Source organism: Stackebrandtia sp., from assembly GCF_035643755.1.
Taxonomy (GTDB): domain Bacteria; phylum Actinomycetota; class Actinomycetes; order Mycobacteriales; family Micromonosporaceae; genus Stackebrandtia.
The window spans coordinates 1-23626 of sequence record NZ_DASQPW010000240.1 but is presented as its reverse complement, the minus strand read 5'-3'; the positions used below and the strand labels follow the sequence as shown (position 1 = coordinate 23626).

The following is a 23626-nucleotide window of genomic DNA, read 5'->3' as shown; positions in this document are numbered from 1 at the left end:
GCGCCCTGATTCGTCCCTGATGCGTGTCGCAGGCGCGTGTCAGGGTGGCGGGGTGGCCCTGATTCCGCAGACCCGCAGCGAGTTGGCGCCCGGCGCGGTGCACGTGCCCGGGTGGTTGTCGCGGCGGCAGCAGCGGGACCTGGTGGGGCGGTGCCGGGACTGGTCGCGGGCGCCGGCGGGGATGCGGCGCAAGCGGATGCCGCGCGGCGGCGTGATGTCGGTGGCGCAGGTGAGTCTGGGGTGGCATTGGGTGCCGTACCGCTACAGCCGCACCGCCGACGACACCGACGGCGCGGCGGTGAAGCCGTTTCCCGACGACCTGGGCGCGCTGGGGCGCGCGGCGGTGGCCGCCGCCTACGGCCACGACGGCGGCTACGACCCGGACATCGCGTTGATCAACTTCTACGACGTCGACGCGCGCATGGGGATGCACCAGGATTCCGACGAGAAGACCGACGCGCCGGTGGTGTCGCTGAGTCTGGGCGACAGCTGCGTGTTCCGATTCGGCAACACCGACAACCGCAACCGTCCCTGGCGCGACGTCACCTTGGAGTCGGGCGACCTGTTCGTCTTCGGCGGGCCGTCACGGCTGGCCTTCCACGGGGTGCCGCGGGTGTTGGCCGGCACCGGCCCCGACGACATCGGCCTGGACGGCGGCCGGTTGAACATCACGCTGCGCCGCTCCGGCCTGCAGGCCCCGCGCCAGTAGCGCCACGGCGGCCGCGGCCACGCCCATGCCCACCAGGGCGAGAACGGACGGGGCCTGGGCGAACATCGCCCACGCCCACAGCGCGGTGGCCGGGGGCGTGAGGTACAGCAGGCCCGACACGCCGACGGGTCCCAGGCGCTTGGCCACGGCCCAGTAGAACCCGTACCCGCCCAGTGTGGACAGCGCGATGACCCAGGCGACCGCCGCCCAGAACTCCCCCGTCGCCGGGGGTGTCAGGGTGCCGGTGGCGGTCGCGGCGGCGAGGCTGACGGCGGCGCTGGTGGCGCATTGGATGGCCAGGGCGTCGGTGGCGCGCACGCCGTGGCGGGCCGGGACGCGGTGTTGCAGCAGGGTGGCGGCCACCAGGCTGGCCATCGCGGCGGCGGGCAGGGCGAAGGCCCAGGCGGGCGCGGAGGCACCGAGGTCGCCGGACACGACCAGGGCGGTGCCGCCCAGGCCCGCGGCGAGTCCCGCGACCGTGGGGGTCGACGGCCGGCGCCCGTCGCCGAAGCCGACGGCCACGGCGGCCGCCACGGGTTGCAGGGCGGCGATCAGCGCGCTGGTGCCCGCGGGCACGCCCAGCTGGGTGGCCACGACGATGCCGTACAGGTATCCGGCCTGGGCGAGCAGGCCGATGAGGACCTGCCAGGCCACGGCGGCGCGGCTGAGGCGGCGGGCGCGCCAGGCCAGCCAGGCGGCCGCGGCCACGCCCAGGATGATGAATCGCCAGGCCAGCAGCGTGGTGGCGGGGGCGTTGCGGGTGCCCAGTTCGGCGCCGATGAATCCGGACGACCAGGTGACCACGAATCCGACCGACAATACGACGTTTACGGGCATAGACGACAAACCTCACGCTAGTATACGGACCGGTATAGTTAGCGAAAGTATATATACCGGTCGGTATACTCACGGTGTACGCGAAGGAGGACGCCCATGACCGCCACCGCCGTCGAACGGCCGCTCACCCCGGCGGCCCGCCGGATTCTCGCCGTCGCCGGCGACCTGTTCTACGAGCGCGGCATCCACACCGTCGGGGTGGATCTGATCGCGCGCGAGGCGGGGGTGACGAAGAAGACCATCTACGACCGCTTCGGCTCCAAGGAGGCGCTGGTGGTGGCCTACCTGCGGCATCGCGATCAGCGGTGGCGCGCGTTCATGATCGATCGTCTGCGCCGGGTCGACGACCGCTACGCGCGGGTGTTGGCGGTGTTCGACGCCCTGGAGGAGTGGGAGGCGGCGTGGGACCGCGGCTGCGCCATGGTCAACGCCTACGCCGAGCTGTCCGACCCGGCCCACCCGGGCCGCGCGGTGGCGCGGGATCAAAAGGCGTGGACGGTCGAGTTGTTCGCGCAGCTGCTGGACGACGCGGGCGTGCGGGGCGCGCCGATGCTGGCCGACCAGCTGCTGGTGCTGCACGAGGGCGCGGTGGTGGCGACCCACGTGGGCGGGCGCGACAGCGCGGTGACGGTGGCGCGGGCCGCGGCGCGGGCGCTTTTGGCCGCGGCGGCTAACCCTGGAACGTCAGCCTGAATGTGCGTTGTGGATTGTCGGTGTTGGTGTCGACGAACACCACCGACTGCCAGGTGCCCAGGGCCAGGTCGCCGTCGATGACGGGGATGGTGGCGTGCGGGGCGATGAGGGCGGGCAGAACGTGGTCGCGTCCGTGCCCGGGCGAGCCGTGTTGGTGGCGCCAGCGGTCGTCGGCGGGCAGCAGGTCGGCGAGGGCGGCCAGCAGGTCGGTGTCGGAGCCGGCCCCGGTTTCGATGACGGCGATTCCCGCGGTGGCGTGGGGTACGAACACATTCAGCAGGCCGCTGCCGCCGTCGGCGTGCTCGCGCAGGAATCGCCGGCACTGGTCGGTGATGTCGGCGGCGGTCTGCAGGCGACCGGTGGTCAGGCGCAGCATCTGGGTGTGGAATGTGGCGGCCATGGCCACTGATCCTGCCACGCGGCCGCGGCGGGCGCACCGATAGCGTGGGTCGCGTGAGTGACTCCGCCGCGGCGTTTTCCGCCCGAGACCCGTTGAATCTGGACGCCGGTTTCTCCGACGAGGAGAAGGCGGTGCGCGACACGGTGCGGCGGTTTTGCCGCGACCACATCGACGCCCATGTCGGGGAGTGGTTCGATCAGGGCCGGCTGCCCGATCCGCGCGGCCTCACCCGCCAGTTGGGGCGGCTGGGCGTGTTGGGGATGCACCTGGAGGGGTACGGCTGCGCGGGTGCCTCGGCCACGGCCTACGGCCTGGCGTGCACCGAGCTGGAGGCGTGCGATTCGGGGATTCGTTCGCTGATGTCGGTGCAGGGGTCGCTGGCGATGTACGCGATCTGGCGCCACGGCTCCGAGGACCACAAGCGACAGTGGCTGCCGGCGATGGCCGCCGGCGAGGCGATCGGGTGTTTCGGGTTGACCGAGCCCGACCACGGCTCCGACCCGTCGGGCATGAGCACCCGGGCGCGCCGCGACGGCGGCGACTGGGTGCTGTCGGGGGGCAAGATGTGGATCACCAACGGCTCGATCGCCGACGTGGCGGTGGTGTGGGCGTCCACCGACGACGGGATTCGGGGCTTCGTGGTGCCCACCGACTCCCCCGGTTTCGCGGCCAACGAGATCACGCGGAAGCTGTCGCTGCGGGCGTCGATCACCGCCGAGCTGGTGTTCGACGAGGTGCGGCTTCCGGCCGAGGCGGTGCTGCCCGACGCGCGCGGCCTGGGCGCGGCGCTGCGGTGCCTCAACGAGGCGAGGTTCGGGATCATCTGGGGGTCGATGGGCGCGGCGCGGTCGTGTCTGGACACCGCGATCGACTACGCGGGGACGCGGGTGCAGTTCGGGCGCCCGATCGCGGGCTTCCAGCTGACGCAGCAGAAGCTCGCCGACATGGCCGTGACCGTCCACAGGGGCCTGTTGTTGGCGGCGCATCTGGGGCGCCTGAAGGAGGCGGGGACGCTGCGCCCGGAGCAGGTGAGTTTCGGCAAGCTCAACAACGTGCGCGACGCCCTGGAGGTGTGCCGCACCGCCCGCACCATCCTGGGCGCCAACGGGATTTCGCTGGAGTACCCCGTGATCCGGCACATGACGAACCTGGAGTCGGTGCTGACGTACGAGGGAACGTCCGAAATGCACACCCTGGTGTTGGGGCAGGCGTTGACGGGAATCGCGGCGTTTCGCGGCTAGCCTCAGATCGACTGCGGGAAGGCCAGCAGCCGGTCGGGGTCGTAGCGGCGTTTGACGTCGACCAGCCGCGGCAGGTTCGCGCCGTGGTAGGCGACGGCGGGGTTGTCGAGATGCGGGTCGGGGAAGTTCGCGTACACCGCGCCGGTCCCGTGGGCGTGGGCCCTCGCCCAGGAGCGGTGGGGCCACGCGTCGGCGTCGTCGGCGACGTGTTCCAGCAGGAAGCGCTGGTGGCGGTGGGCGAAGGCGGTGGCGTCGGCGGCTAGGCGACGGTAGGAGCCGCCCATGGCGGTGAAGTTGAGTTCGCGGCGGCTCGCGGCGGTGCCGGTCTGGGCGTCGATCAGGTCGTCGAGCACCGCGGGGGGCAGCGGGTCGGTGAAGAATTCCGAGCGGCTCCACGTCCGCGGTCGCTCCCCTGGTTCGGGTCCGGCCAGGGCGCGTTTCAGGTCGCTCCACACGTGGGTGTCGTATGTGGACTCGGGCTCGGTTCCGGTGCGCGCCACCAACTCCCCCAGCGCTTCTTCCGCCTCGTCGACGCCTCGCAGCGCCGATCCGAACACGGTCGCGCGCGGCGGGCGCGCGGGTTCGGCGACGATGGTGAGGTTGGCGGTGATGTCGTCGGGTGCCTCGGGTGCCCAGTCCTGCCACGCGGCGGCCACGTCGACGGCCGAGCCTGTCGGCCAGGTCAGCGCGAAGCGGGTGGCGCGCGGTTCGGCGACGGTGGCGAAGGTCAGCCGCGTGACGACGCCGAACTGTCCGCCGCCCGCGCCGCGCAGGCCCCACCACAGGTCGGGCTCGTTGTCGGCGTCGCAGTCGACGACGCGCCCGTCGGCCAGCACCACCCGCGCGCCGCGCAGGGCGTCGCAGGTCAGGCCGTGACTGCGACCCAAAAGCCCCAGTCCCCCGCCGAGGGTGAGGCCCGCGATGCCGACGCCGGGCCCGCAGCCCGCGGGTATGGTGCGGCCCCGCCGATGCAGCTGGCGGTAGACCCGCCCCAGGCGCGCGCCCGCCCCGACCCGCGCCGTCCCGTCACCGTCCACAGTGATGGCGTCGAGGCGGGAGGTGTCGATGACGACGCCGCCGGTGCTCGATCGTCCGGCGAAGCAGTGCCCGCCGCCGCGCGGGGCGACGGGGGTGGCGGTGTGCCGCGCGAACGCCAGCACCCGCGCCACGTCGGCGGCCGACGCGCACGGGGCGACGGCGGCGGGGCGGATGTCGTCGAATCGGGCGAAGGCGCCCTTTCGCGCCGTGTCGTAGGCGGGGTGGGCGGGGGTGATGAGGTCACCGTCGAGGACGGCGCCCAGGCGGCGCAGCTCGTTCACGCCCGCCAGGCTACGGCCGCGGGTGATCGTTCGTCTTGAACGGAACGCGCGTTCACGCCGGGACGCGGCGGGTGGCCAGGAAGGGGCCGTAGGAGGCGGCGTGGTCGTGGCCGCAGCCGCAGCGGTCGACGGAGTCGCCCAACAGTTGGCGCGGGGTGAGGCCGGTGAGGCGCTGGCATTCGCGCGACAGGTGGGCGTGGTCGGCGTAGCCGACGTCGGCGGCCAGGTCGGCGACGCGGCTGTCGGCGGTGGCGGCCTGGGCCAGGGCGAGGTAGCCCTGGAACCGTAGTGTCCTTTGCAGGGTCTTGGGTCCGAGGCCGACGGTGGTCAGGAATCGGCGCCGCAGTTGGCTTTCGGAGATGCACAGGTGGCGCGCCAGGGGCGCGATCTCGGTGCCGCGCCACGGCATCAAGAGCCGGGTGGCCGCGGCGACCAGTGCGTCGAGGCGGGGCAGTCGGGTGTGGCGGTGCAGCAGGTCGGCCTGCAGTGCCTCCAGCGCGGCCTCGGGCGTGGGTGCGGCGGCCAGTTGCTCGGCGAGGCGGCCCGGGTGGGCGGCGACGTCGTCGAAGGCCACGATCTGATCGACCAGTTCGTCGGCGGGCACCCTCACCAGGGGCGCGATGGCGGCGGGCCAGAATCGGGCGCCCACGATGGTCATTGCCGCGGGCAGGACGTCGGAGGCGGCGCGGGTGAGGGGGCCGACGAGGCGCGGGGTGCCGCCGATGGGGCATTGCAGTTCGGCCCCGCCGGTGGGCAGGTGGCGTTGCACGACGGGCGCGGGCCCGGTGTGTTGGATCCACACGGTGCGCACCCGTCTGGCCAGGCCGGGGTGCGGCAGGCGCTCGTCGTAGTCGCGTGCGCGTTTCACGCCGCCAGCTTAATGGGCCGTGCGCGGTATGCGCGATTTGTTCAAGGCGGACTCGGGCGGCGGCTCGTAGCCTCCATTGCAGACTCGTCGGTGGGTGTTCATCGACGCCACGGTTCCCGAGAGGCAGGCCTCACATGGTCAAGGTTGTGTCCGCGCTGGCGGTGTCGGTGGACGGTTTCATCACCGGCCGCGACCCCGGTCCCGGCAATGGTTTGGGCGACGGCGGCGTGTTGTTCGATTGGTATTCCAACGGTGACGTCCCCAGTTCCGCGTTCGACGGGTTTCGCCTGTACGAGCCGAGCCGCCGCGTCTTCGACGGCGCCGCGGCGAGCATCGGCGCGGTCGTGGCGGGCCGCAACACCTTCGACGATTCGGAGGGTTTCGGCGGCGGCAGCCCGCATCCGAGCGCCCCGATGGTCGTGGTCAGTCACCGCGCCGCGCCGCCCTCGGTCGGGGACCGGCAGAGGTTCGTCGGGTCCCTCGCCGAGGGGGTGGCCGCGGCCCGGGATCTGGCCGGCGGCAAGGACGTCGCGTTGATGGGCGGCGGCGTGGTCACCGCGGCGTTGGCGGCGGGTGTGGTGGATGAGCTGCTGCTGCACCAGGTTCCCGTCCTGTTGGGGGCGGGGAGACGGTTCTTCCAGCAGCTGCCCGCCCACATTTCGCTGACCCTCACAGAAGCGGTCCCCGCGCCGGGCGTCACCCACCTGCGTTATCGCGTCGACAACTCAAGGAAGCAGTCATGATTCTCATTACCGGCGGCCTGGGGTCGATCGGGGCGCACACCGCCCGGGCCCTGTTGGACGCGGGCGAGTCGGTGCTCATCGCCGCGCGCCGTTCCACCGCGCTTCCGCGGTTCCTGCGCGGCGAGCCCGCCGAGCGCCTGGCCGTCGAGCGCGCCGACACCATGGACGCCTCGAGCGTGTCGCGGCTGGGCGAGGCGTACCCGATCACCGGGGTCGTGCACCTGGCGGCGGCCCGCTACGACCACCCCGACTGCGTGGAGTACCTGCGCGCCGAATCGACGGGGCTGCTCAACATGCTGGCGGCGGCCGGGCAGTGGGGCGTGCGGCGTTTCGCGGTGGCCAGTTCGATCGCCGTGTACGCCGGGCTCGACGCCGCGCCGCTGCGCGAGGACGCCGCGCTGCCGAGCCTCGCACCGCATCAGATCCCGGTGTTCAAGAAGACCGCGGAGTTGTGGTCGAGTCTGGCGGGTGCCGCGGCCGGTTTCGAGACGGTGAGCGCGCGCATCGGCACGGTGTTCGGGCCGCTGGGGGTGCCCGACAACCCGTTCACCCCCGTGCCGCCGATGATCACCGCCGCGGCGTGGGGGCGGCCGCCGTCGGTGGCGCCGCCGGCCGACGACGCCACCGACCTGTGTTACGTCGCCGACTGCGGCAGGGCGATCGCGCTGTTGATGACAACGCGGCGCCTCCACCACGACACCTACAACGTCTCCAGTGGACAGCCGGTGCGCTTCGGGGAGGTCGCCGCGGCCATCAACGCCGCCGTCCCCGGCGCCGACATCGAGCTGCCGCGCGGCGGCGACCCCGACGCCGCGTATCTCGACATCGCGCGCCTGTGCGCCGACACCGGTTTCTCCCCCGACTTCGACGTGGAGGCCGCCGTGGCCGACTATGTCGCCTGGCTGCGCGGCCACGACCGCTAGTCGACCTGGCGCACGGTGATGCCCAGGGCGCGGGCGAGCGCGTCCAGCAGGGGCATCAGGTCGGCGGCGGTGATGGTGGCGCCGCGCAGCGCCTCGATGCCGTCGATGTCGTCCAGGACGCAGTCGTCGAAGGCGACCTGGCTCATGGTGGCGTGGTGGAGTTTGGCGCCCGACAGGTCGCAGTCGACGAACCGCACCCGCGTCAAGGCGGCCTCGGTGAGGTCGAGTCCGGCCAGTTTGCAGTCGCGAAACTCCACGTCGCGCAGCTTCGAAAACCTGAACCCCGCCAGGTCGACGCGGCTGTCGGTGACGGTCACGTCGCGCACCAACCCGTTGGTCCACTGTAGTCCCGTGGCGCGGGTGGTGGACAGCGCGACGCGTTCCAGTGTGGAGTCTTCGGTGTGGAGGTTGGCCCAGTTGCCGTCGCGGGCCGCCACGTCGCGCACCGACGCCCGCTGCCAGGCTCCCGCGGAGAAGTCGACGCGGCCCAGGCGGCATTGTTCGATGCTGAAGCCCGCCGCGGAGGTGTCGGCGGCCTCGACATCGGTGACGTCGAGTTGCCACCATTCCTCCCCGTCGCCGACCCGATCGGGGTCGGAGGTGGCTTCGAGGTTGTCGCCCAGGCGCGGCGGGGCGGGGGTCTTGGGTGCGGTCACGGCCTCGACGATAGTCACCGGCGGCGACACGCCACCATGGTCGTCATGCGAATCGTGTTGCTGCACGGCGGCCTGTGGGAGCCGATGGACGCCGACGGGTTCTGGCACCGCACCGGCATCGCCGCGGGCCTGACCAGGCGGGGTCTTGAGGTGGTGGCGCCGGATCGGCTGGCGCGGGCGGCGTCGTGGGACGCCGAGGTCGAGCATCTGGCACCGCTGCTGCCGCGCGGCCCGTCGGTGCTTTTGGGCGCCTGCAACGCCAGCGGCCTGGCGGTGTCGTTGGCGCGCCGCTTCCCCACGCGGGTGTCCAAGGTGGTGTTGGCGTGGCCGTTGACCGCCGGCGACGCCGACCGCGACGCGCGCGTGGCGGCCAGGATCGCCGCCGAGGGCCTTCACCCCGAGGCGGTGGCGGGCCTGTTGGCCGGAGGCCTGCTGCGGGGCGCCTGCGACGGCGACATCGCCGCGTTGCCGGGCGCGGCCACGGCGGTGGTGCGCGCGCCCGCTGCCTCGCCGTCGCATCGTCCCGAAACCGCCGACGCCCTGCTGCGCCTGGTCGACGGCGCGACCGACCTGGGCGTGTTTGCCGAACCGCCCACCCCGATGTTCGCGCCCCAATGTGACGACTTCTGCGACGCGCTGGCGCAGTGGTGTCTGTCTTAGAAGAACTCGTCCAGCAGCCGGTAGAACGCGATGCGCGTGTCGTCGGCGGGGTCGGCGCCGTAGGCGCGCAGGAACCGCTCGGCGTGGGTGTGGTTGTACTGCCGGTTCATGCGGTGGTGGGCGATGCTGCGGGTCATCAACGCCAGGTCGGTGTAGCGGTCGGCGCGCCCGAACCTCCCGACGTCCACGATCGCGGTGGCGCTCAGGGTCTCGGGGTCGATGAGGATGTTGGGCAGGCAGAAGTCGCCGTGGCACAGCACCTCGGGCTCGGCCCCGCGCACCTGCGCCACCGACGACTCCAGGGCGTCGACGAGCTGTGTCTTCGTCCAGCCTTGGCGTTCGGCGTCCATGGCGTCCCGGTCGACCAGGTCGTCGCGGGCGCACCGCAACGCCACCTCCACGGTGGATTCCAGGCCGCGGTCGAAGGGGCACCCTGCGGCGTCGATGGAGTGCAGGTCGCGCGCGAAGGCCGCCACGGCGTCGATGACGGCGTCGCGCTGATGGGCGGGCCAGGGGTCGCTGGCGGGGCGCCCGGGCACGGCACCCGACACCAGGTATTCGTAGTCGTCGATGACGCCGGTGTCGAGGGGTTCGGGCGCGGCGATGCCGTTGTCGCCCAGCCAGGCCAGGCGTTCGGCCTCGGCGCGGGGGCTGGCGCCGGGGTCGGGACCTGTGTTGGCGGCGGCGATCTTGACGTACAGGCTCGACGGCCCGTCCAGGCGGAACACGGTGGCGCCCGACGGCCCGCCGCGCGACACCGCCGTCCAGGCGTGGCGGGTGTAGGCGCGGCGCAGCGCGGTTTCGGCGAGGCAGCCCATCGGGTCATTGTGTGCGATGTCGCGGGGACCGTGCCACGCGTTTTCCGGTGGTGCGGCTGCGGGCGGGGCGCGGCGACCAGGCACCATGTGCGGGTGAGTCTTGCCGATCGTTTCCCCGCCGAGCCCGATCCCGATGCCGTGTTCTCCGCCTTCACCGACTGGGTGGATTCGCGCGGCATCACGTTGTATGAGGCCCAAGAGGAAGCGGTCATGGAGATCGTGCAGGGCAGCAACGTCATCGTGTCCACGCCGACGGGTTCGGGCAAGTCCCTGATCGCTCAGGGCGCGCATTTTTTCGCCCTGTCGTCGAATCGCACGAGTTTCTATACCGCGCCGATCAAGGCGCTGGTGAGCGAGAAGTTCTTCGACCTGTGCGAGGTGTTCGGTTCGGACAATGTGGGCATGATGACCGGTGACGCGTCGGTCAACGCCGATGCCCCGTTGATCTGTTGCACCGCCGAGGTGTTGGCGAATCTGGCGTTGCGCGACGGCTCTTACGCCGATGTGGGCCAGGTGGTGATGGATGAGTTCCATTTCTATGCGGAGCCGGACCGGGGCTGGGCGTGGCAGGTGCCGCTGTTGGAGTTGCCGCACACCCAGTTCGTGTTGATGTCGGCGACGCTGGGCGACACGGAGTTCTTCGAGGCCGACCTGGCCCGCCGCACGGGCCGCACCACGGTGACGGTGACCTCGGCGACGCGCCCGGTGCCGTTGTATTACCGGTATTCGACCGAGCCTTTGCAGCAGACGATCGAGTTGTTGCTGCGCGACGACAAGGCGCCTGTCTACATTGTGCATTTCACGCAGGCCGCGGCGATGGAACAGGCCTCGGCGTTGATGAGCATCAATGTGTGTTCGAAGGAGGAGAAGGCCGCGATCGCCGAGTTGATCGGCGGTTTCCGGTTCACCACGAAGTTCGGTCAGGCCCTGGCCCGGCTGGTGCGTCACGGCATCGGGGTGCACCACGCGGGCATGCTGCCGAAGTACCGGCGCCTGGTGGAGCGGCTGGCGCAGGCGGGGCTGTTGAAGATCATCTGCGGCACCGACACCCTCGGCGTGGGCGTCAACGTTCCGATCAGGACGGTGCTGTTCACGGGTTTGGCCAAGTACGACGGCACCCGGGTCAGGCGGCTTCGGGCCCGGGAGTTCCACCAGATCGCCGGGCGCGCGGGTCGCGCGGGTTTCGACTCCGAGGGCCTGGTGGTGGCCCAGGCGCCCGAGCACGTCATCGAAAACCAGAAGGCCATCACCAAGGCCGGTGACGACCCCAAGAAGCTGCGCAAGATCAAGAAGAAGGCCGCCCCGGAGGGGTTCGTCGGCTGGGGCGCCGAGACGTTCGCCAAGTTGCAGGAGTCGCCGCCGGAGCCGTTGGTCAGCCGCTTCACCGTGTCGAACGCCATGTTGATCAACGTGTTGGCGCGCCCGGGCAACGCGTTCGCGGCGATGCGCAAGCTCCTGACCGACAACCACGCCTCCCCCGGCATCCAGCGCAAGCTGATCTCCGAGGCCATCGCCATGTACCGGTCGCTCAAGGCCGCGGGCCTGGTGGAAGACCTCGCCGAACCCGACCGGTCGGGGCGCCGCCAGCGCCTGACCATCGACGTGGATTCGACGTTCGCGCTCAACCAGCCGCTGTCGCCGTTCGCGCTGGCGGCCCTGGAGTTGTTGGATCCCAACGACGACAACTATGCCATGGACGTCCTGTCGGTCATCGAGTCCATTCTGGAGGATCCCCGGCAGGTGTTGGCCGCGCAGCAAAACCGGGCGCGCGCCGAGGCGGTGGCGCAGATGAAGGCCGACGGCATCGAATACGACCAGCGCGTCGAGCTGGTCGCCGACATCACCTACCCCAAGCCGTTGGAGGAGTTGTTGACCGGCGCCTACGACACCTACGGGCGCAGCCACCCGTGGATTCGCGACCACCCGTTGCGGCCCAAGTCGGTGGCGCGGGACTTGTACGAGCGCGCCATGACGTTCGGCGAGTTCGTGGCGTTTTACGACCTGTCGCGCGCCGAGGGCGTGGTGTTGCGGTATTTCGCCAACGCCTACAAGGCCCTGGATCAGACGATTCCCGACGAGTCCAAGACCGAGGACGTCCACGACCTGGCAGCGTGGCTGGGTGAACTGGTGCGCCAGGTCGACTCCAGCCTGTTGGACGAGTGGGAACAGTTGACCAACCCCGCCGACGAGGCCGCCGCGGTGGTGGTGCCGCAGGAGAAGACGTCCAACCTGACGTCCAACGCCCGCGCCTTCACCGTGCTGGTGCGCAACCTGATGTTCCGGCACGTGGAGCTGGCCGCCCTGGACCGCCCCGACGACCTGGCGGCGCTGGACACGGGCCTGTCGCGCGACGACTGGGCCGCGGCCCTGGACGCCTACTACGAAACCCACGACGACATCGGCACCGACGCCGCGGCCCGCTCGTCGGCCATGCTCATCATCGACAAACAGCCAACACAGTGGACGGTGTCGCAGATCATCGCCGACCCCGCCGGCGACCACGACTGGCGCATCACCGCGATCGTCGACCTGGCCGACAGCGACGCGCAGTCCCGCGTGGTCGCCACGGTCATCGGCCTCGCCGCCCTGTAGGTCGCCTTCCCTGCGGTGACAGCGCCGCGACTTTGGTGCACACTGTCGGATACCCCTTCGCCCCATTGTTTTGGTTGGAACCCATGGAAACCGGCATCCTCTTGGCCGACCGCTACACCGTCGACGAACACGTCGGGTCGGGCCCCACCGGCAGCGTCTGGTTCGGGCACGACACGCTGTTGGACAAGCCCGTCAGAATCAAGTCGCTGTCGCCCGAGCTCGCGTGCGACGACGCCGCCCGCCAACGCTTCCGGACAACGGCGGTGGCCGTAGCCGAGCTGCACCACCCCAGCATCATCGACGTCTACGACTGCGTCGAGGAGCGCCGCGGCGACGAGGCCGTGTCCTGCCAGATCGCCACGCGCGTCGAGGGCGTCCCGCTGCGCGACGTCCTGTCCGCGGGCGACGCCTGGGAGGCGTCGGCGACCCTGGCGTTCATCGCCGAGATCGCGCTGGTGCTCCACGACGCGCACCAGGCCGGCGTGCGGCACCACAACCTCACCCCCGACAACCTGATCGTGCGCGACGACGGCGCCGTCACCGTCGTCGACTTCGCCTTCACCACGCCACCGCCGGGCCCCTATGTCGCGCCGGAGCTGACGCGCGGCGAGCCCGGCGGGGAGATGAGCGACGTGTTCTCCCTGGGGGCGATCGCCTTTGAGTGCCTGACGGGCACGCCGCCGGTCGACGGCGGCGACCCGTCCACGCTGGCCACCGACGTGTCGCCCGCGGTGGCGGCACTGGTGACCAGGGCATTGACGCCCCGGCCGGGCGCGCGGTTCGCCTCGGCGCAGGTGCTGGCCGCCGAATGCCAGCAGGTCGATTTCACCGCCGAGGTGTTGGGGCCGCTGTTGAGGCGCCCCACCCCGGGCACCGACCTGGTCGCGGTCGCCGCCAGCGACGTGGTGGTCGTCGACGCCGAAACACCCCCGCCAGTGGCCAAACGCCCGACGGGCCGCTGGCGCCTGGGGCTGGCCGCGGCGGTCCTGGCCGCGGTGGTGGCCGGGGCCGTGGTGTCGCATCTGCCGTTTGGTCACGGCGGTGACACCGCCGGCGGCGGCGACCCGGCCGGTGTGGTCGACTCAAGCTCCTCCCCGACCGGCGGGGCGGACTCCTCGTCGTCGGCGGCGTCCACCAAACCCCTCAACGACCCCTCGTCGCACCGCGCCTCCTCGCACCGCGCCTCGTCGTCTCACGCCTCCCCCGACCCCACGGTGCCCTATGTGGTCGGCCACGACGCCCACCGCGCCGCCGGTGAGCTCAGCGACGCCGGGTTCAACGTCAACACCATCACCAGCGGGCACGGCCAGTTCCAATGCCCGGTGCGCGACCAATCGCCCAACGGCGGCACCACCGCACCGTCAGGCTCCACGGTGGACCTGACGGTGCGGCTGGCCAACAATGTCAGGCAGTGCTACCAGCCCTGACGTCTCAGGACGAGAACACTCCCAGTCCATTGCCGACGGACCGTTGCGAGCCGTCGGAGGGGTGGTTGCGCACGCTGGTGGCGGTGTTGCCGGCCTTGCGGGCCACCAGGGTGGTGGAGCCGCCGCCGTCGAAGTTGACCGCGTCGTCGGCGCCGAGCTTGGTCATGATCGCCGCCAGGGATTTCAGGCTCGCCCCGACGCTGGAGGCGTTGCGGCCGTCAACGGCCACCATGTAGAAGGTCTTGCCGTTGGCGCTGTCGCCGGCGGCGGTGCGCGGCGCGATGGCGGAGTCGTCCAGCTGCAGGGGTTTGGCGTCCTTGACGATCGGCATCGCGCCCACGGCGTTGGCGAACTTCACACCGTCGGGGCTGGCCAGCTTGTAATCCACCTTGACGCTGTCGCCCTTGGCGAGGCCGTCGAGTTGTTTGACGCCGTCGTCGCGGGCCACCAGCACCTGCTGGTTCTTGGCGATGGCGCCGGAGCCGGGGGTGTCGGACACCGCCGAGACCTTGCCGTCGGTGACGGTGACCTCCTTGGTCTTGTCGGCGCACGGGCCGTTGCGGTCGTCGTCGGTGCCGCAGGTGGCGCGCTTGCGGGTGGCGTCGCCCCATTGCGAGGTGAACACGCCGACGCCGCCGACGGTGATGGCGTACTGGTTGAGGCCCGACAGTGTGATCGCGCCGTCGGGGCCGGTGGCGGTGCCGTCGAGTTTCAGGTCCGAGATCGCCGGCGTGCCGTCGGCGGTGATGCCGAAGACGGTGTCGTTGGTGTCGCCGGGGGGCAGGCTCGGGCCGAAGCGTTGCGCGCCGGGCACGCCGGCCTTGTAGTCGGTGCCGTCGATGACCATGGGCCCGACGGTGGCGCCGGTTTCGCCGATGTTGAAGAAGTCGGCGTTGATGCCGGCCACCGCGCCGACCCGGTCGGCCTGGGAGGTGATGACGCCGGTGGCGCCCACGTGCCCGGGGTACAGGGCGCCCACCTTGACGCCCTTTTGGGACAGGTCGATCTTCAACAGGTAGCCGTGCGCGGAACCGTGCGACGTGTCGGTGTCGAATGTGGAGTAGTCGACGCCGGGGGCGACGTGTTCGACAGCCGACAGGTGCACGCCGTTGTTCGACGTGGCCGCCAGCGCGGGCACACCCACCGCGGCGGCGGCCACGGCGGCAACCGCGGTCGCCGCACCCACCATCCAGGCGCGTTTCAGTCTCATGCTGTACCGCTTTCGAGCGAGTGAAAGGGATGAATCGAGCGCGAGGCTAGGCCAGGCGTCCATGTTTCTTCAACAACGCTCCAAGACGGTTTATGGACGCTCCCGTGAAGATGAGCCCCATGCGCATGTCGAAGTTTCGCATCCTCGCCGCCTCCGCGATCGCCGCCCTCGCCGTGGCCATACCGACCGCGATCGCCGCCGCCCAGACCCCGTCGGCCGCGTTGCCCGGCGGCATGGCCAACTACACCGTGGCGGTGGGCAAGGTGGACGCCGCCTCGCGCGCCAACTGGCAGCGCCTGGGCACCTATGTGTTCGCCGCCGACGGCACCGTGTCGGAGAAGCACTGGCACTGGTCGCAAAAGACCCGCGTGACCCGTTCGTCCACCGGCGTGACGGCCTCGGGCTGCCCGTCGCGCAAGTGCGTGGTGCAAACGGCCCACGGATACCCGTCGGCATCGGATGCGTTGCACGGCACGTACACCACCAGCGGCGACACGCTGAAGGTGGCGTGGGACGGCGGCCTGTGGGAGGAGTGGACGGTGTCGCAGGCCATCGCGGGCAAGCTGGCCAAGCTGACGTTTTCGGCGTCGAGTTTCGGCGCCACCCACGGCTTCGGCTACGGCTCCAACGCCTCCCTCGACACCCGGGCATCCATGAAGGACATCGCGGCGGTGGACGGCAACAGCCTGAAACACGAGTTCTACCTGTGGAAGACCGACCCCGACAACAAGCCCTACATCGACACCGGCCACGGCAACCCGTTCTGGCTTCGCAAGTGGACGGTGTGCGACAGCGGCACGTGCATGGGAGGCGAAACCGGCAACCCCACCGAGTACTACGTGTCGCCGCCCAACACCACCGCCACCGACCGCCGCGACACCCTGTGGCACTGGGTCCGCAAGCTCGCCGACGACCGCCACGAGTACTGCTACACCGGCAACTCCCACGTCAAGCCGATGCTGCAGATCATCGACTCCGACGGCAAGTGGCACGGCTGGGTCGGGGTGGAGGCGTCACTGTCGCAAACCTCGAGCGGCACCAACGCCGACGACGTCGGGGTGTTCCAGATATCGGCGTTCGCCGCCTAGCCGCCGACCGTGGAGGATCGACACGTGGCGACCGCACCGTCCCCGGGCCAACGCCCCGACTGGGTCGACGACGAACTGTCGGCCTGGGGGACCGCTCGGGCGCGTACTGCTGAGGCGATTCGACCTGATGGTCGACGCCTTCATCCCCTCGGCACACCAACGCCGCACGCCGTCGGACGCCGAAATGGAGCACTACCGCCAGGCGGTGGCCACGCCCCGACAGCGCCGCGCGGCCGCACGAGATCGTCGGCGCCCGCGCGTTCTTCACCGACCTCGCCGACCAACTGTCCACGCTGGAGACATTGCCGACGCTGATCGTGTGGTCCGATGCCGATTCGATCTTCACCGACAAGTGCCGCAAGCGCTTCGAGGCGGTCTTCGGCGACCACACCACCGTGGTGCCGCCCGGCGTCGGACACCTCCCGCATTCCGACGCACCCGCCGAGTGGTGGCCCTCGCTCTTACAACGGCCGCGACCACACCTGGGCGGTGAGGTCGTGCCCGAACGAACGCGTGTCCTCTTCGGATTCCAGCACGAACCCGGCGCGCTGGTACACGCGCCGCGCCGGCTCCAGCACGCTCATCGTCCACAGTGTGATCCTGCGGTATCCGGCCTTTCGAGCGAAGTCCAGGCACTCGTCGACCAGCCGCGCCCCGATGCCGCGCCCGCGCGCCGACGGCTCCACCAACAGCACCCGCAGTTTCGCGGTGTCGGCGTCGGGGCCCTGGACGCACATCACCGCGCCGACGGCGCGCCCGTCCAGTTCGGCGATCCAGCAGGCCTCGCGCTGGGGGTCGTGGTTCGCGGCGTAGTCGGCGACGATGCGCGCCACCAGGGCCTCGTATTGGTCGTCCCAGTCGTGTTCGGCGGCGTAGACGGCGCCGTTGCGTTGGATCATCCATCCCAGGTCGCCGGGGCGCGGGGCGCGGATGATCACCTCGCCGGCCGGGGGTGTGGTGTCGAGGATGGCGCGGATGGTGGCCATGGCGGCCACGACGTCGGTGGTGTCGCGGTGGCTGATGCCGGCCAGGAGGGTGCGGATCTGTTCGGTGGATTTGGCGTCCAGGGCGTCGAAGACGTCGCGTCCGGAGTCGGTCAGCGACAGGTCGTAGCGGCGCAGGTCGGCCGGGGCGGTGGTGCGTGAGACCAGCCCGGCGTCGGAGAAGCGGGTCAGGACGCGGCTGAAGTATCCGGCGTCCATGCCCAGGTCGCGGCGCAGTTCGGGGCCCTCGATGCGGCCGCGGGCGCGCAGTTCGAACAGCACGCGCACCTCGGTGAGCGAGTATGGACTGTCCAAAAGGCCCTCGTTGAGGACGCCGATGAGCTTGGTGAAGAACCGGTTGAACGCTCGCACGCGGTCGATGTGGGCATCCGATACCCGAGACATAGCGACTCCATCAATTCGTTGACTCAGTCAACGATATACCTTCGTCGGCCAGCCCGGCACCTCCCCGCGGCGGGGCGACCGCGCGGCCGTCGCGGTCAATCCCGGGGGATGTCAACGCCGCCCGCCCGCAGCCGCTTCTCGATCAGCGCGGTCAGCCGGTCAAACGTCGGCGACTGTTCCTGTCCGCCATGGTGATTGATCAACCCGTACCGGGTGGCGGCGTCGGAGGCGTTCAGGTCGTCGGGGAACCGGGTCAGCCTCGGGTGGTTGAGCAGATGGTCGGCCACGGCGGCGGCCAGTGCCTCGACCCGAGGGTCGTCAGGCTCCCAGGCACCGGCGGCCCAAACGCCTTTCATCAGATCGACGTACTCAGGATCGCCGATGGCCTCGGCGAACCTGGCCAGGTAGGCGTCGAAACCGGACGGAAACAACGCCTTGGCCAGGATCATGCCTTCCCGGTAGGTGTCGAACGCGACGGCGTCGAAATCCAGTTCGCGCAACCTGTCCAAGATCGCGCAGGCGCGGTCGGGCAGCAGCGCCCGATCACCGCTTCCGAGCCGACGCAGCGTTGTTCTGCGAGCCTCCAGCTCGGCGATGTCATCGGCCAGCCGTCGGTCGATCTCGTCGACGGTGGCCGCGAACCGCGACGGGCCCGCGTCGAGCATCGTCGGGATCTCGGCCAGCGGGACGCCCGCGCGAGCCAGCGTCCGGACCCGCACCAACTGCAACAGCTGTGGCGATCCGTAACGGCGATACCCGGAAGCGTCGCGATCGGGCTCGTCGACCAGACCGCGCTGATGGTAGTGCCGCACCGCTTTCACGGTGACGCCGGCGAAGGCGGCCGCCTGGCCGATGGTGAGCCCGATCCGCATCCCTAACTCGTTTCGCGTTGCCGACCCGCGGCCGCCGTCTCGCCGACCACCTCTGCCACGGCACGATAGTCCTTGCGCAAAACGGTGACGTGGTTACTGGACACCCTCGCGCCCACTCGAATGTTCGGGCGCCGGGCCACGATCGGGTCGAGGCTGGCGCGCATCTTGGCCATCTCGTCGCCGGTGCCGCCCATGCTCGCACCCGAGGCCACGACGAACCGCGTCGGACAGTTCAGCTGGTCGTACTGGTCGCCCAGCGCGCCGAACACCTCGTTGATCTCGATGTTCACCTCGGCGTGCTGGTCGGCGGTCATGCGGGCCGCCATCCCGAACCGGGCCAGCACCGGCAGGGCCCAGCGCATCTTGCGAAACTGCCGACGGGTCTGGTCCCGGGCGGCGTCGTCGATCCAGTCGAAGGGATAGCCCCCGTCGACCAGGACCAGCCCCCCGGCCCGGGACGGATTCCTCACGGCCCAATGCACGGCGGTGCCCGCGCCGAACGACCAGCCCACCAGCAGCGGCCGTTGCACTCTGCGGGCCGCCAGTACCGCCTCCAGGTCCCGGACAGTGCTGTCGAACGAGTAGTCCGCCGAGCGCCTCGACTTGCCGCGGGCGCGCTCGTCGTAGGTGATGTGCCGCCACTCGGGACCGAGTTCGGTGATGACGCGCCGCCAGGCGGGTTGGCTGCTGTAGGCGCCGTTCAGGTATACGACGACGGGACCGCCGCCCCCGGTGTCGGTGACGGCCAGCGCGGTGTCGTCGACGTCCACGTAGCCGGTCCAAGGCGATGGTTTCGGGTGTGAATGTGTCATGAATCGAACGTAGAACCCTGCCCCAGGGGCAGGGTCAACCCCGAAACGCCGGCTATTTGCCGGAGGGCCGAGGTGTGGCGGGCATCTCCACCCGGGACACGCGGACACCAAAGGTGAACACCGTTAACGTAGGTGTGGGACCGCCCCACCGCCACAAGGGAGAAGCCATGACCGCCACCCCCACCGAAGCCATGACCGCCACCCCCACCGAAGCTATGACCGCCCTGCTGACCCTGGAGGGCCGCGCCGACCCCTACCCCATCTACCGGCACATGCACACCTTCGGGCCCGTCTTCTCCCTCACCGACGTCGAAGACGTCGTCGTCGGCTACGACGAATCCGACGCCATCCTGCGCCACAAAAACGCCCGCGTCCTCGACGCCTCCGGCCTCGACATGCTCGACGCCGCCCTCGCCGCCCGCAACCCCAACCCCACCAACGACAGCTGGCGCGACCACTCCTCCACCCGGCGCCTGAGCGACTCCATGCTCCAAACCAACGCCCCCCACCACTCGCGCATGCGCCGCCTCACCTCGGGCGCCTTCACCGCCCGCCGCGTCACCGCCCTGGCACCGGCCATCGCCCGCCTCACCGAATCCATGCTCGACCACATCGCCGACCTCGCCGAACACGCCCCCGACGTCGACTTCATGGACGCCTTCGCATTCCGCCTGCCCATCGCCGTCATCGGCGAACTCATGGGCATCGACGAAACCGACCAGCTCCGGTTCCGCCAAACCGTCACCGACCTCACCATCGCCCTGGACCTCATCTACGACACCAAACAACTCATCCCCGCCGACGCCGCCATGAACACCCTCGTCGACTACTTCGAAGACCTCATCGACCACCGCCGCGCCCACCCCGGCGACGACCTCACCAGCGCCCTCATCGCCGCCCACGACACCCAAGGCGGACTCAGCCACGACGAACTGCTGGGCAACCTCGTCCTCATGCTCGTCGCCGGATTCGAAACCACCACCAACCTGCTCGGCAACGGCCTGCGCCTGGCCCTCGACCACCCCCACCACGCCCAACAACTGCGCGACGACCCCGACTTCGCCGCGCCCTTCGTCGAAGAAACCCTCCGCTTCGACCCGCCCGTCCACAAAACCGGCCGCTACATCACCGAAGACATCGACCTGCCCACCGGCACCATCCACGCCGGACGCATGGTCCACGTCATGATCGCCGCCGCCAACCGCGACGCCCGCCGCTACCCCCACCCCGACACCTTCGACCCCACCCGCACCGACACCCAACCCCTGTCCTTCGGCAACGGACCCCACTTCTGCATCGGCTCCGTCCTGGCCCGCATGGAAGCCACCATCGCCCTACCCGCACTCCTGCGCCGCTTCCCCGCCATCGCCCTGGCCGCCGAACCCACCTTCCGCGACCGGCTCATCCTGCGCGGCTTCGACACCCTCCCCGTCACCGTGTAAGCGGCTACCACCACGGGAGTACCCCGATTGGCTCCCCTCACCCGACGCGCCACACCCCCCACCCGCCATACCGTCACACCCATGACCCAGCGACTCACCACCGCCATCACCACACTGTGGACAAACGGTCGGCGCATCGAACGCATCGGCTACACCGTGGCCATCATCGCCTTCGTCTCCGGCCTCACCCACCTGACCATCAACCTGCTCACCGGCGGCACCTGGACCGGACCCGTCTCCCTGCGCAAACCCACCACCTTCGGCCTGTCCTTCGGCATCGTCCTGGCCACCATCACCTGGATCTCCACCTACATCCGACTCGGCCCCAAACTCCGACACCTCATCGTCGGCGCCTTCACCCTCACCAGCGCCTGCGAAGTCACCGGCATCACCCTCCAAGCCTGGCGCGGCGTCCCCTCCCACTTCAACTTCACCGGCACCTTCTCCCGCGGCATCACCGTCATGCTGGCCGCAGGCGGCTTCATCCTCGTCGCCTGCGCCATCACCCTGGCCGCCGCCTCACTGCGCGCCAACCCCACCGTCCCACCCAGCATGATGCTGGCCGTCCGCGCCGGACTATGGATCTTCCTGGGCGCCATGGCAACCGGCGCCATCATGATCGCCACCGGCACCATCCTCACCCGCACCGACAGCGCCCAGGCCGCCTACCACGACGCCGGATGGCTCAAACCCAGCCACGCCATCACCATGCACGCCATCACCGTCCTACCCGCACTGTCCCTCGTGACGTCCTGCATGGACCGACCCGAAAGCTGGCGCGTCAAGATCGCGTGGCTGGGCACCGCCGCCTACCTCACCGCCGCGGCCATCACCATCGCCGCCAACCTCATCCTCGGCTAGTCATCCCACGCCACCGGCAAAGCGCGCACCCCCAGGATCGACGTGTTCGTCCGCCACTCGACCTCGTCGAAACCCACCGCCAAACGCAACGACGGCAACCGCCGCATCAACGCCGGAAACGCCACCGTCATCTCCACCCGCGCCAACTGCTGACCCAGACACTGATGAATACCGTGACCAAACGACACGTGACCCGTCGCCTGACGACGCACATCCAACACATCGGGGTCCGCGAACTTCGCCGGATCCCGATTGGCCCCCGGCGCCGACAACATCACCGACTCCCCCGCGGCCACCACCTCACCATCCAGCTCCACATCCTCCAACGCCGCCCGCACCCCGCCCGGCGCCAAGGGCACGAACCGCAACAACTCCTCAACCGCCCCCTCCGTCAGACCCGCATCGGCCCGCCACGCATCCCACTGATCCCGAAAACGCAACAACGCCAACGTCCCCATCGCCAACATGTTGCCCGTGGTCTCAAAACCCGCCCCCAACAACATGAACCCGATGTTCGCCAACTCCTCATCGGACAGACCGTCCGCGTGATTCACCAGATCCGACAACACGTCATCGGTCGGCAACACCCGCTTGGCATCCACCAACTCCCCCATGAACTCCTGCATACCGTTCATCGCCGCCATCACCTCCTCCCGCGGCAAATCGATCCGCGTCAACGTCCCCATCCGCTCCTGAAACCACCCGCGATCCTCCGCCGGCACCCCCAACAACTCACTGATCACCAACGCCGGAATCGGAAACGCGAACACACCCACCAGGTCACAACCCGGCCCCGCCGCCACCATCGCCTCCAGGCGCTCGGCGGTGATCTCCTCCACCCGCTCGGTCAGCAACCGCATCCGCCGCACCGTGAACTGGCCCGTCAACAGACTGCGGTAACGGGTGTGCTCCGGCGGATCCATCGAAATGAACATCCCTGGACGCGCCGCGGGAGCCTGCTGCGTCATGCCCGGAATCGGCAGGTGAATCAGCTCCGACCGGGCGCTGAAACGCTTGTCGGCCATGATGGACCGCACCAGGGCGTGGCTGGTGGCGATCCACCCCAGGTGCCCGTCGGGGAAGATCATGCGCGCCAGCGGGCGGTCGCGGCGCATCGCGGCCACATCGGCGGACGGGGCGAACGGGTTGGTGGCGGGGTGCGAGATCAGCGTCGGCGAGACGCGGGTGTCGACCGGTGCGTCGGTCATCGAGGTAGCTCCTTTGTGGCCTCGGGCGGGCGTCTCTCGGTAGGCGTCCAGTATTTCCCTATTTGGAAAGCTACGTTGCGTTCGCAAAACTGTCAAACTGACGAGCATCACTATACGTTGATATATATGCAGTTCAACGCCGCAATTGCAACAGACCTGACGCTGAACGCAACACAAATTCCCCGCAATAATTGCAACGAGCTGCCGCTGAACGTACACTCACACCCATGCCCGGGCCACGACTCACCCACCAAGACCGCCACACCATCGCCGCCGCCCTCACCCAAGGCCTCGGCTACGCCGAAATCGCCCGCCGACTCCACCGCCCCACCTCCACCATCAGCCGCGAAGTCACCCGCAACGGCGGACGCCACCACTACCGCGCCGACACCGCCCACCACAACACCCTCCAACGCGCCCACCGCCACACCCCCCACCACGACAACCCACCCCAAACCACCACCACCGACACCCCCGCCATCCAACACTTCAAAACCCACTACACCACCCTCATGACCGACTCCGGCATGCCACCCATCATGTCCAAAGTGCTCATCAGCCTGCTCACCAGCGAAACCGGCAGCCACACCTCCGCCGAACTCGTCGAACTCCTCCACGTCAGCCCCGCCTCCATCTCCAAAAGCGTCCGCTACCTGGAACAACTCGGCCTACTACGCCGCCAACGCGAACCCCACCAACGCCGCGAGCGCTACATCATGGACGACGAAGGCTGGATCGGCGCCTGGCTCCACGCCCTCCAAGTCCACAAACAACTCTCCGACGCCGCCCAACTCGGCGCCGAAGCCTACGGACCCCACACCACCGTCGGCAAACGCCTCCAAGAATGGAGCGCCTTCTC

22 protein-coding genes and 1 pseudogene are annotated in these 23626 nt (G+C 69.9%); 12 read left to right on the top strand and 11 right to left on the bottom strand.

Annotated features, from left to right (window positions below):
- Nucleotides 1-19: 19 nt before the first annotated feature.
- Nucleotides 20-709, top strand: coding sequence for an alpha-ketoglutarate-dependent dioxygenase AlkB family protein (locus VE172_RS18635; protein ID WP_414715121.1), 690 nt, complete (start codon nt 20-22; stop codon nt 707-709).
- 492 nt (nt 710-1201) lie between these two features.
- On the opposite strand, the pseudogene VE172_RS18630 reads toward VE172_RS18635, so the two are convergent.
- Nucleotides 1202-1546: pseudogene (locus tag VE172_RS18630) on the bottom strand (EamA family transporter); the annotation flags it as partial.
- Nucleotides 1547-1642: 96 nt separating this feature from the next.
- On the opposite strand from VE172_RS18630, the gene VE172_RS18625 reads away from it, so the two are divergent.
- The gene (locus tag VE172_RS18625) at nt 1643-2239 is read left to right on the top strand and encodes a TetR/AcrR family transcriptional regulator (RefSeq protein ID WP_324803466.1); all 597 of its coding nucleotides are present in this window, start codon (nt 1643-1645) and stop codon (nt 2237-2239) included.
- Here the strand turns inward: VE172_RS18625 and VE172_RS18620 are convergent.
- Nucleotides 2217-2639 carry a secondary thiamine-phosphate synthase enzyme YjbQ gene (locus VE172_RS18620; RefSeq protein ID WP_324803465.1) on the bottom strand — a complete coding sequence of 141 codons (423 nt, stop codon included), beginning with the start codon at nt 2637-2639 and terminating at the stop codon, nt 2217-2219. The two genes, VE172_RS18625 and VE172_RS18620, sit on opposite strands and share 23 nt — an antisense overlap.
- Nucleotides 2640-2692: 53 nt before the next feature.
- Here VE172_RS18620 and VE172_RS18615 point away from each other — a divergent pair, with 53 nt between their 5' ends.
- Nucleotides 2693-3880, top strand: coding sequence for an acyl-CoA dehydrogenase family protein (locus VE172_RS18615; RefSeq protein WP_324803464.1), 1188 nt, complete (start codon nt 2693-2695; stop codon nt 3878-3880).
- A gap of 2 nt (nt 3881-3882) precedes the next feature.
- Here VE172_RS18615 and VE172_RS18610 read toward each other — a convergent pair whose 3' ends face one another.
- Both VE172_RS18610 and VE172_RS18605 read right to left on the bottom strand, forming a co-directional pair.
- A complete protein-coding gene (locus VE172_RS18610) occupies nt 3883-5199 on the bottom strand; it encodes an FAD-binding oxidoreductase (protein WP_324803463.1) in 1317 nt (438 codons plus the stop codon).
- A 52-nt stretch (nt 5200-5251) separates the two neighbouring features.
- Nucleotides 5252-6067 (bottom strand): helix-turn-helix domain-containing protein, encoded by an 816-nt coding sequence (locus tag VE172_RS18605; protein ID WP_324803462.1) that lies wholly within the window; start codon nt 6065-6067, stop codon nt 5252-5254.
- Nucleotides 6068-6201: 134 nt separating this feature from the next.
- Between VE172_RS18605 and VE172_RS18600 the strand changes: the two genes are divergently transcribed.
- Entirely contained in the window at nt 6202-6810 is a 609-nt protein-coding gene (locus VE172_RS18600; RefSeq protein ID WP_324803461.1) for a dihydrofolate reductase family protein, read from the top strand.
- On the top strand, nt 6807-7733 hold the full coding sequence (locus VE172_RS18595) for an NAD-dependent epimerase/dehydratase family protein (RefSeq protein WP_324803459.1): 927 nt from the start codon (nt 6807-6809) through the stop codon (nt 7731-7733). Before VE172_RS18600 ends, VE172_RS18595 begins: the two co-directional genes overlap by 4 nt.
- On the opposite strand, the gene VE172_RS18590 is transcribed toward VE172_RS18595, so the two are convergent.
- Nucleotides 7730-8389 carry a pentapeptide repeat-containing protein gene (locus tag VE172_RS18590; protein ID WP_324803458.1) on the bottom strand — a complete coding sequence of 220 codons (660 nt, stop codon included), beginning with the start codon at nt 8387-8389 and terminating at the stop codon, nt 7730-7732. The two genes, VE172_RS18595 and VE172_RS18590, sit on opposite strands and share 4 nt — an antisense overlap.
- A 45-nt stretch (nt 8390-8434) precedes the next feature.
- On the opposite strand from VE172_RS18590, the gene VE172_RS18585 reads away from it, so the two are divergent.
- Complete coding sequence (locus VE172_RS18585; protein ID WP_324803457.1) at nt 8435-9049, top strand: alpha/beta fold hydrolase; 615 nt, start codon at nt 8435-8437, stop codon at nt 9047-9049.
- On the opposite strand, the gene VE172_RS18580 is transcribed toward VE172_RS18585, so the two are convergent.
- Nucleotides 9046-9867 carry an APH(3') family aminoglycoside O-phosphotransferase gene (locus VE172_RS18580; RefSeq protein ID WP_324803456.1) on the bottom strand — a complete coding sequence of 274 codons (822 nt, stop codon included), beginning with the start codon at nt 9865-9867 and terminating at the stop codon, nt 9046-9048. The two genes, VE172_RS18585 and VE172_RS18580, sit on opposite strands and share 4 nt — an antisense overlap.
- A 93-nt stretch (nt 9868-9960) precedes the next feature.
- Here VE172_RS18580 and VE172_RS18575 point away from each other — a divergent pair, with 93 nt between their 5' ends.
- A complete protein-coding gene (locus VE172_RS18575) occupies nt 9961-12459 on the top strand; it encodes a DEAD/DEAH box helicase (RefSeq protein WP_324803455.1) in 2499 nt (832 codons plus the stop codon).
- Between the two features lie 83 nt (nt 12460-12542).
- A complete protein-coding gene (locus VE172_RS18570; protein WP_324803454.1) occupies nt 12543-13886 on the top strand; it encodes a serine/threonine protein kinase in 1344 nt (447 codons plus the stop codon).
- 4 nt (nt 13887-13890) lie between these two features.
- Here VE172_RS18570 and VE172_RS18565 read toward each other — a convergent pair whose 3' ends face one another.
- Nucleotides 13891-15096 carry a phosphodiester glycosidase family protein gene (locus VE172_RS18565; RefSeq protein WP_324803453.1) on the bottom strand — a complete coding sequence of 402 codons (1206 nt, stop codon included), beginning with the start codon at nt 15094-15096 and terminating at the stop codon, nt 13891-13893.
- A gap of 104 nt (nt 15097-15200) precedes the next feature.
- On the opposite strand from VE172_RS18565, the gene VE172_RS18560 reads away from it, so the two are divergent.
- Nucleotides 15201-16184, top strand: a complete 984-nt coding sequence (locus VE172_RS18560) for a hypothetical protein (protein ID WP_324803452.1) — start codon at nt 15201-15203, stop codon at nt 16182-16184.
- 461 nt (nt 16185-16645) lie between these two features.
- Here VE172_RS18560 and VE172_RS18555 read toward each other — a convergent pair whose 3' ends face one another.
- The 3 genes from VE172_RS18555 to VE172_RS18545 all read right to left on the bottom strand — a co-directional run bounded on the left by VE172_RS18555 (nt 16646) and on the right by VE172_RS18545 (nt 19256).
- Nucleotides 16646-17572, bottom strand: a complete 927-nt coding sequence (locus VE172_RS18555; protein ID WP_324803451.1) for a bifunctional helix-turn-helix transcriptional regulator/GNAT family N-acetyltransferase — start codon at nt 17570-17572, stop codon at nt 16646-16648.
- A gap of 95 nt (nt 17573-17667) precedes the next feature.
- Nucleotides 17668-18444, bottom strand: a complete 777-nt coding sequence (locus tag VE172_RS18550) for a MerR family transcriptional regulator (protein ID WP_324803450.1) — start codon at nt 18442-18444, stop codon at nt 17668-17670.
- A 2-nt stretch (nt 18445-18446) separates the two neighbouring features.
- Nucleotides 18447-19256: an alpha/beta fold hydrolase gene (locus VE172_RS18545; RefSeq protein WP_324803448.1), complete on the bottom strand. Its 810-nt coding sequence runs from the start codon at nt 19254-19256 to the stop codon at nt 18447-18449.
- A 167-nt stretch (nt 19257-19423) separates the two neighbouring features.
- Between VE172_RS18545 and VE172_RS18540 the strand changes: the two genes are divergently transcribed.
- Both VE172_RS18540 and VE172_RS18535 read left to right on the top strand, forming a co-directional pair.
- Entirely contained in the window at nt 19424-20698 is a 1275-nt protein-coding gene (locus tag VE172_RS18540; RefSeq protein ID WP_324803446.1) for a cytochrome P450, read from the top strand.
- An 81-nt stretch (nt 20699-20779) separates the two neighbouring features.
- Nucleotides 20780-21559, top strand: a complete 780-nt coding sequence (locus tag VE172_RS18535; RefSeq protein WP_324803445.1) for a hypothetical protein — start codon at nt 20780-20782, stop codon at nt 21557-21559.
- Here the strand turns inward: VE172_RS18535 and VE172_RS18530 are convergent.
- Nucleotides 21556-22767 carry a cytochrome P450 gene (locus VE172_RS18530; protein ID WP_414715122.1) on the bottom strand — a complete coding sequence of 404 codons (1212 nt, stop codon included), beginning with the start codon at nt 22765-22767 and terminating at the stop codon, nt 21556-21558. The genes VE172_RS18535 and VE172_RS18530 overlap by 4 nt on opposite strands.
- A gap of 227 nt (nt 22768-22994) precedes the next feature.
- Between VE172_RS18530 and VE172_RS25745 the strand changes: the two genes are divergently transcribed.
- Nucleotides 22995-23626, top strand: a 632-nt coding sequence (locus VE172_RS25745) for a GbsR/MarR family transcriptional regulator (protein WP_414715120.1), incomplete at its 3' end; no start/stop codon positions are given.

Coding starts and splice junctions, on each gene's coding strand:
- VE172_RS18635 (WP_414715121.1), top strand. CDS start 20: ATGCGTGTCGCAGGCGCGTGTCAGGGTGGCGGGGTGGCCCTGATTCCG.
- VE172_RS18625 (WP_324803466.1), top strand. CDS start 1,643: ATGACCGCCACCGCCGTCGAACGGCCGCTCACCCCGGCGGCCCGCCGG.
- VE172_RS18620 (WP_324803465.1), bottom strand. CDS start 2,639: ATGGCCGCCACATTCCACACCCAGATGCTGCGCCTGACCACCGGTCGC.
- VE172_RS18600 (WP_324803461.1), top strand. CDS start 6,202: ATGGTCAAGGTTGTGTCCGCGCTGGCGGTGTCGGTGGACGGTTTCATC.
- VE172_RS18595 (WP_324803459.1), top strand. CDS start 6,807: ATGATTCTCATTACCGGCGGCCTGGGGTCGATCGGGGCGCACACCGCC.
- VE172_RS18585 (WP_324803457.1), top strand. CDS start 8,435: ATGCGAATCGTGTTGCTGCACGGCGGCCTGTGGGAGCCGATGGACGCC.
- VE172_RS18580 (WP_324803456.1), bottom strand. CDS start 9,867: ATGGGCTGCCTCGCCGAAACCGCGCTGCGCCGCGCCTACACCCGCCAC.
- VE172_RS18570 (WP_324803454.1), top strand. CDS start 12,543: ATGGAAACCGGCATCCTCTTGGCCGACCGCTACACCGTCGACGAACAC.
- VE172_RS18565 (WP_324803453.1), bottom strand. CDS start 15,096: ATGAGACTGAAACGCGCCTGGATGGTGGGTGCGGCGACCGCGGTTGCC.
- VE172_RS18555 (WP_324803451.1), bottom strand. CDS start 17,572: ATGTCTCGGGTATCGGATGCCCACATCGACCGCGTGCGAGCGTTCAAC.
- VE172_RS18550 (WP_324803450.1), bottom strand. CDS start 18,444: ATGCGGATCGGGCTCACCATCGGCCAGGCGGCCGCCTTCGCCGGCGTC.
- VE172_RS18545 (WP_324803448.1), bottom strand. CDS start 19,256: ATGACACATTCACACCCGAAACCATCGCCTTGGACCGGCTACGTGGAC.
- VE172_RS18540 (WP_324803446.1), top strand. CDS start 19,424: ATGACCGCCACCCCCACCGAAGCCATGACCGCCACCCCCACCGAAGCT.
- VE172_RS18535 (WP_324803445.1), top strand. CDS start 20,780: ATGACCCAGCGACTCACCACCGCCATCACCACACTGTGGACAAACGGT.
- VE172_RS18530 (WP_414715122.1), bottom strand. CDS start 22,767: ATGACCGACGCACCGGTCGACACCCGCGTCTCGCCGACGCTGATCTCG.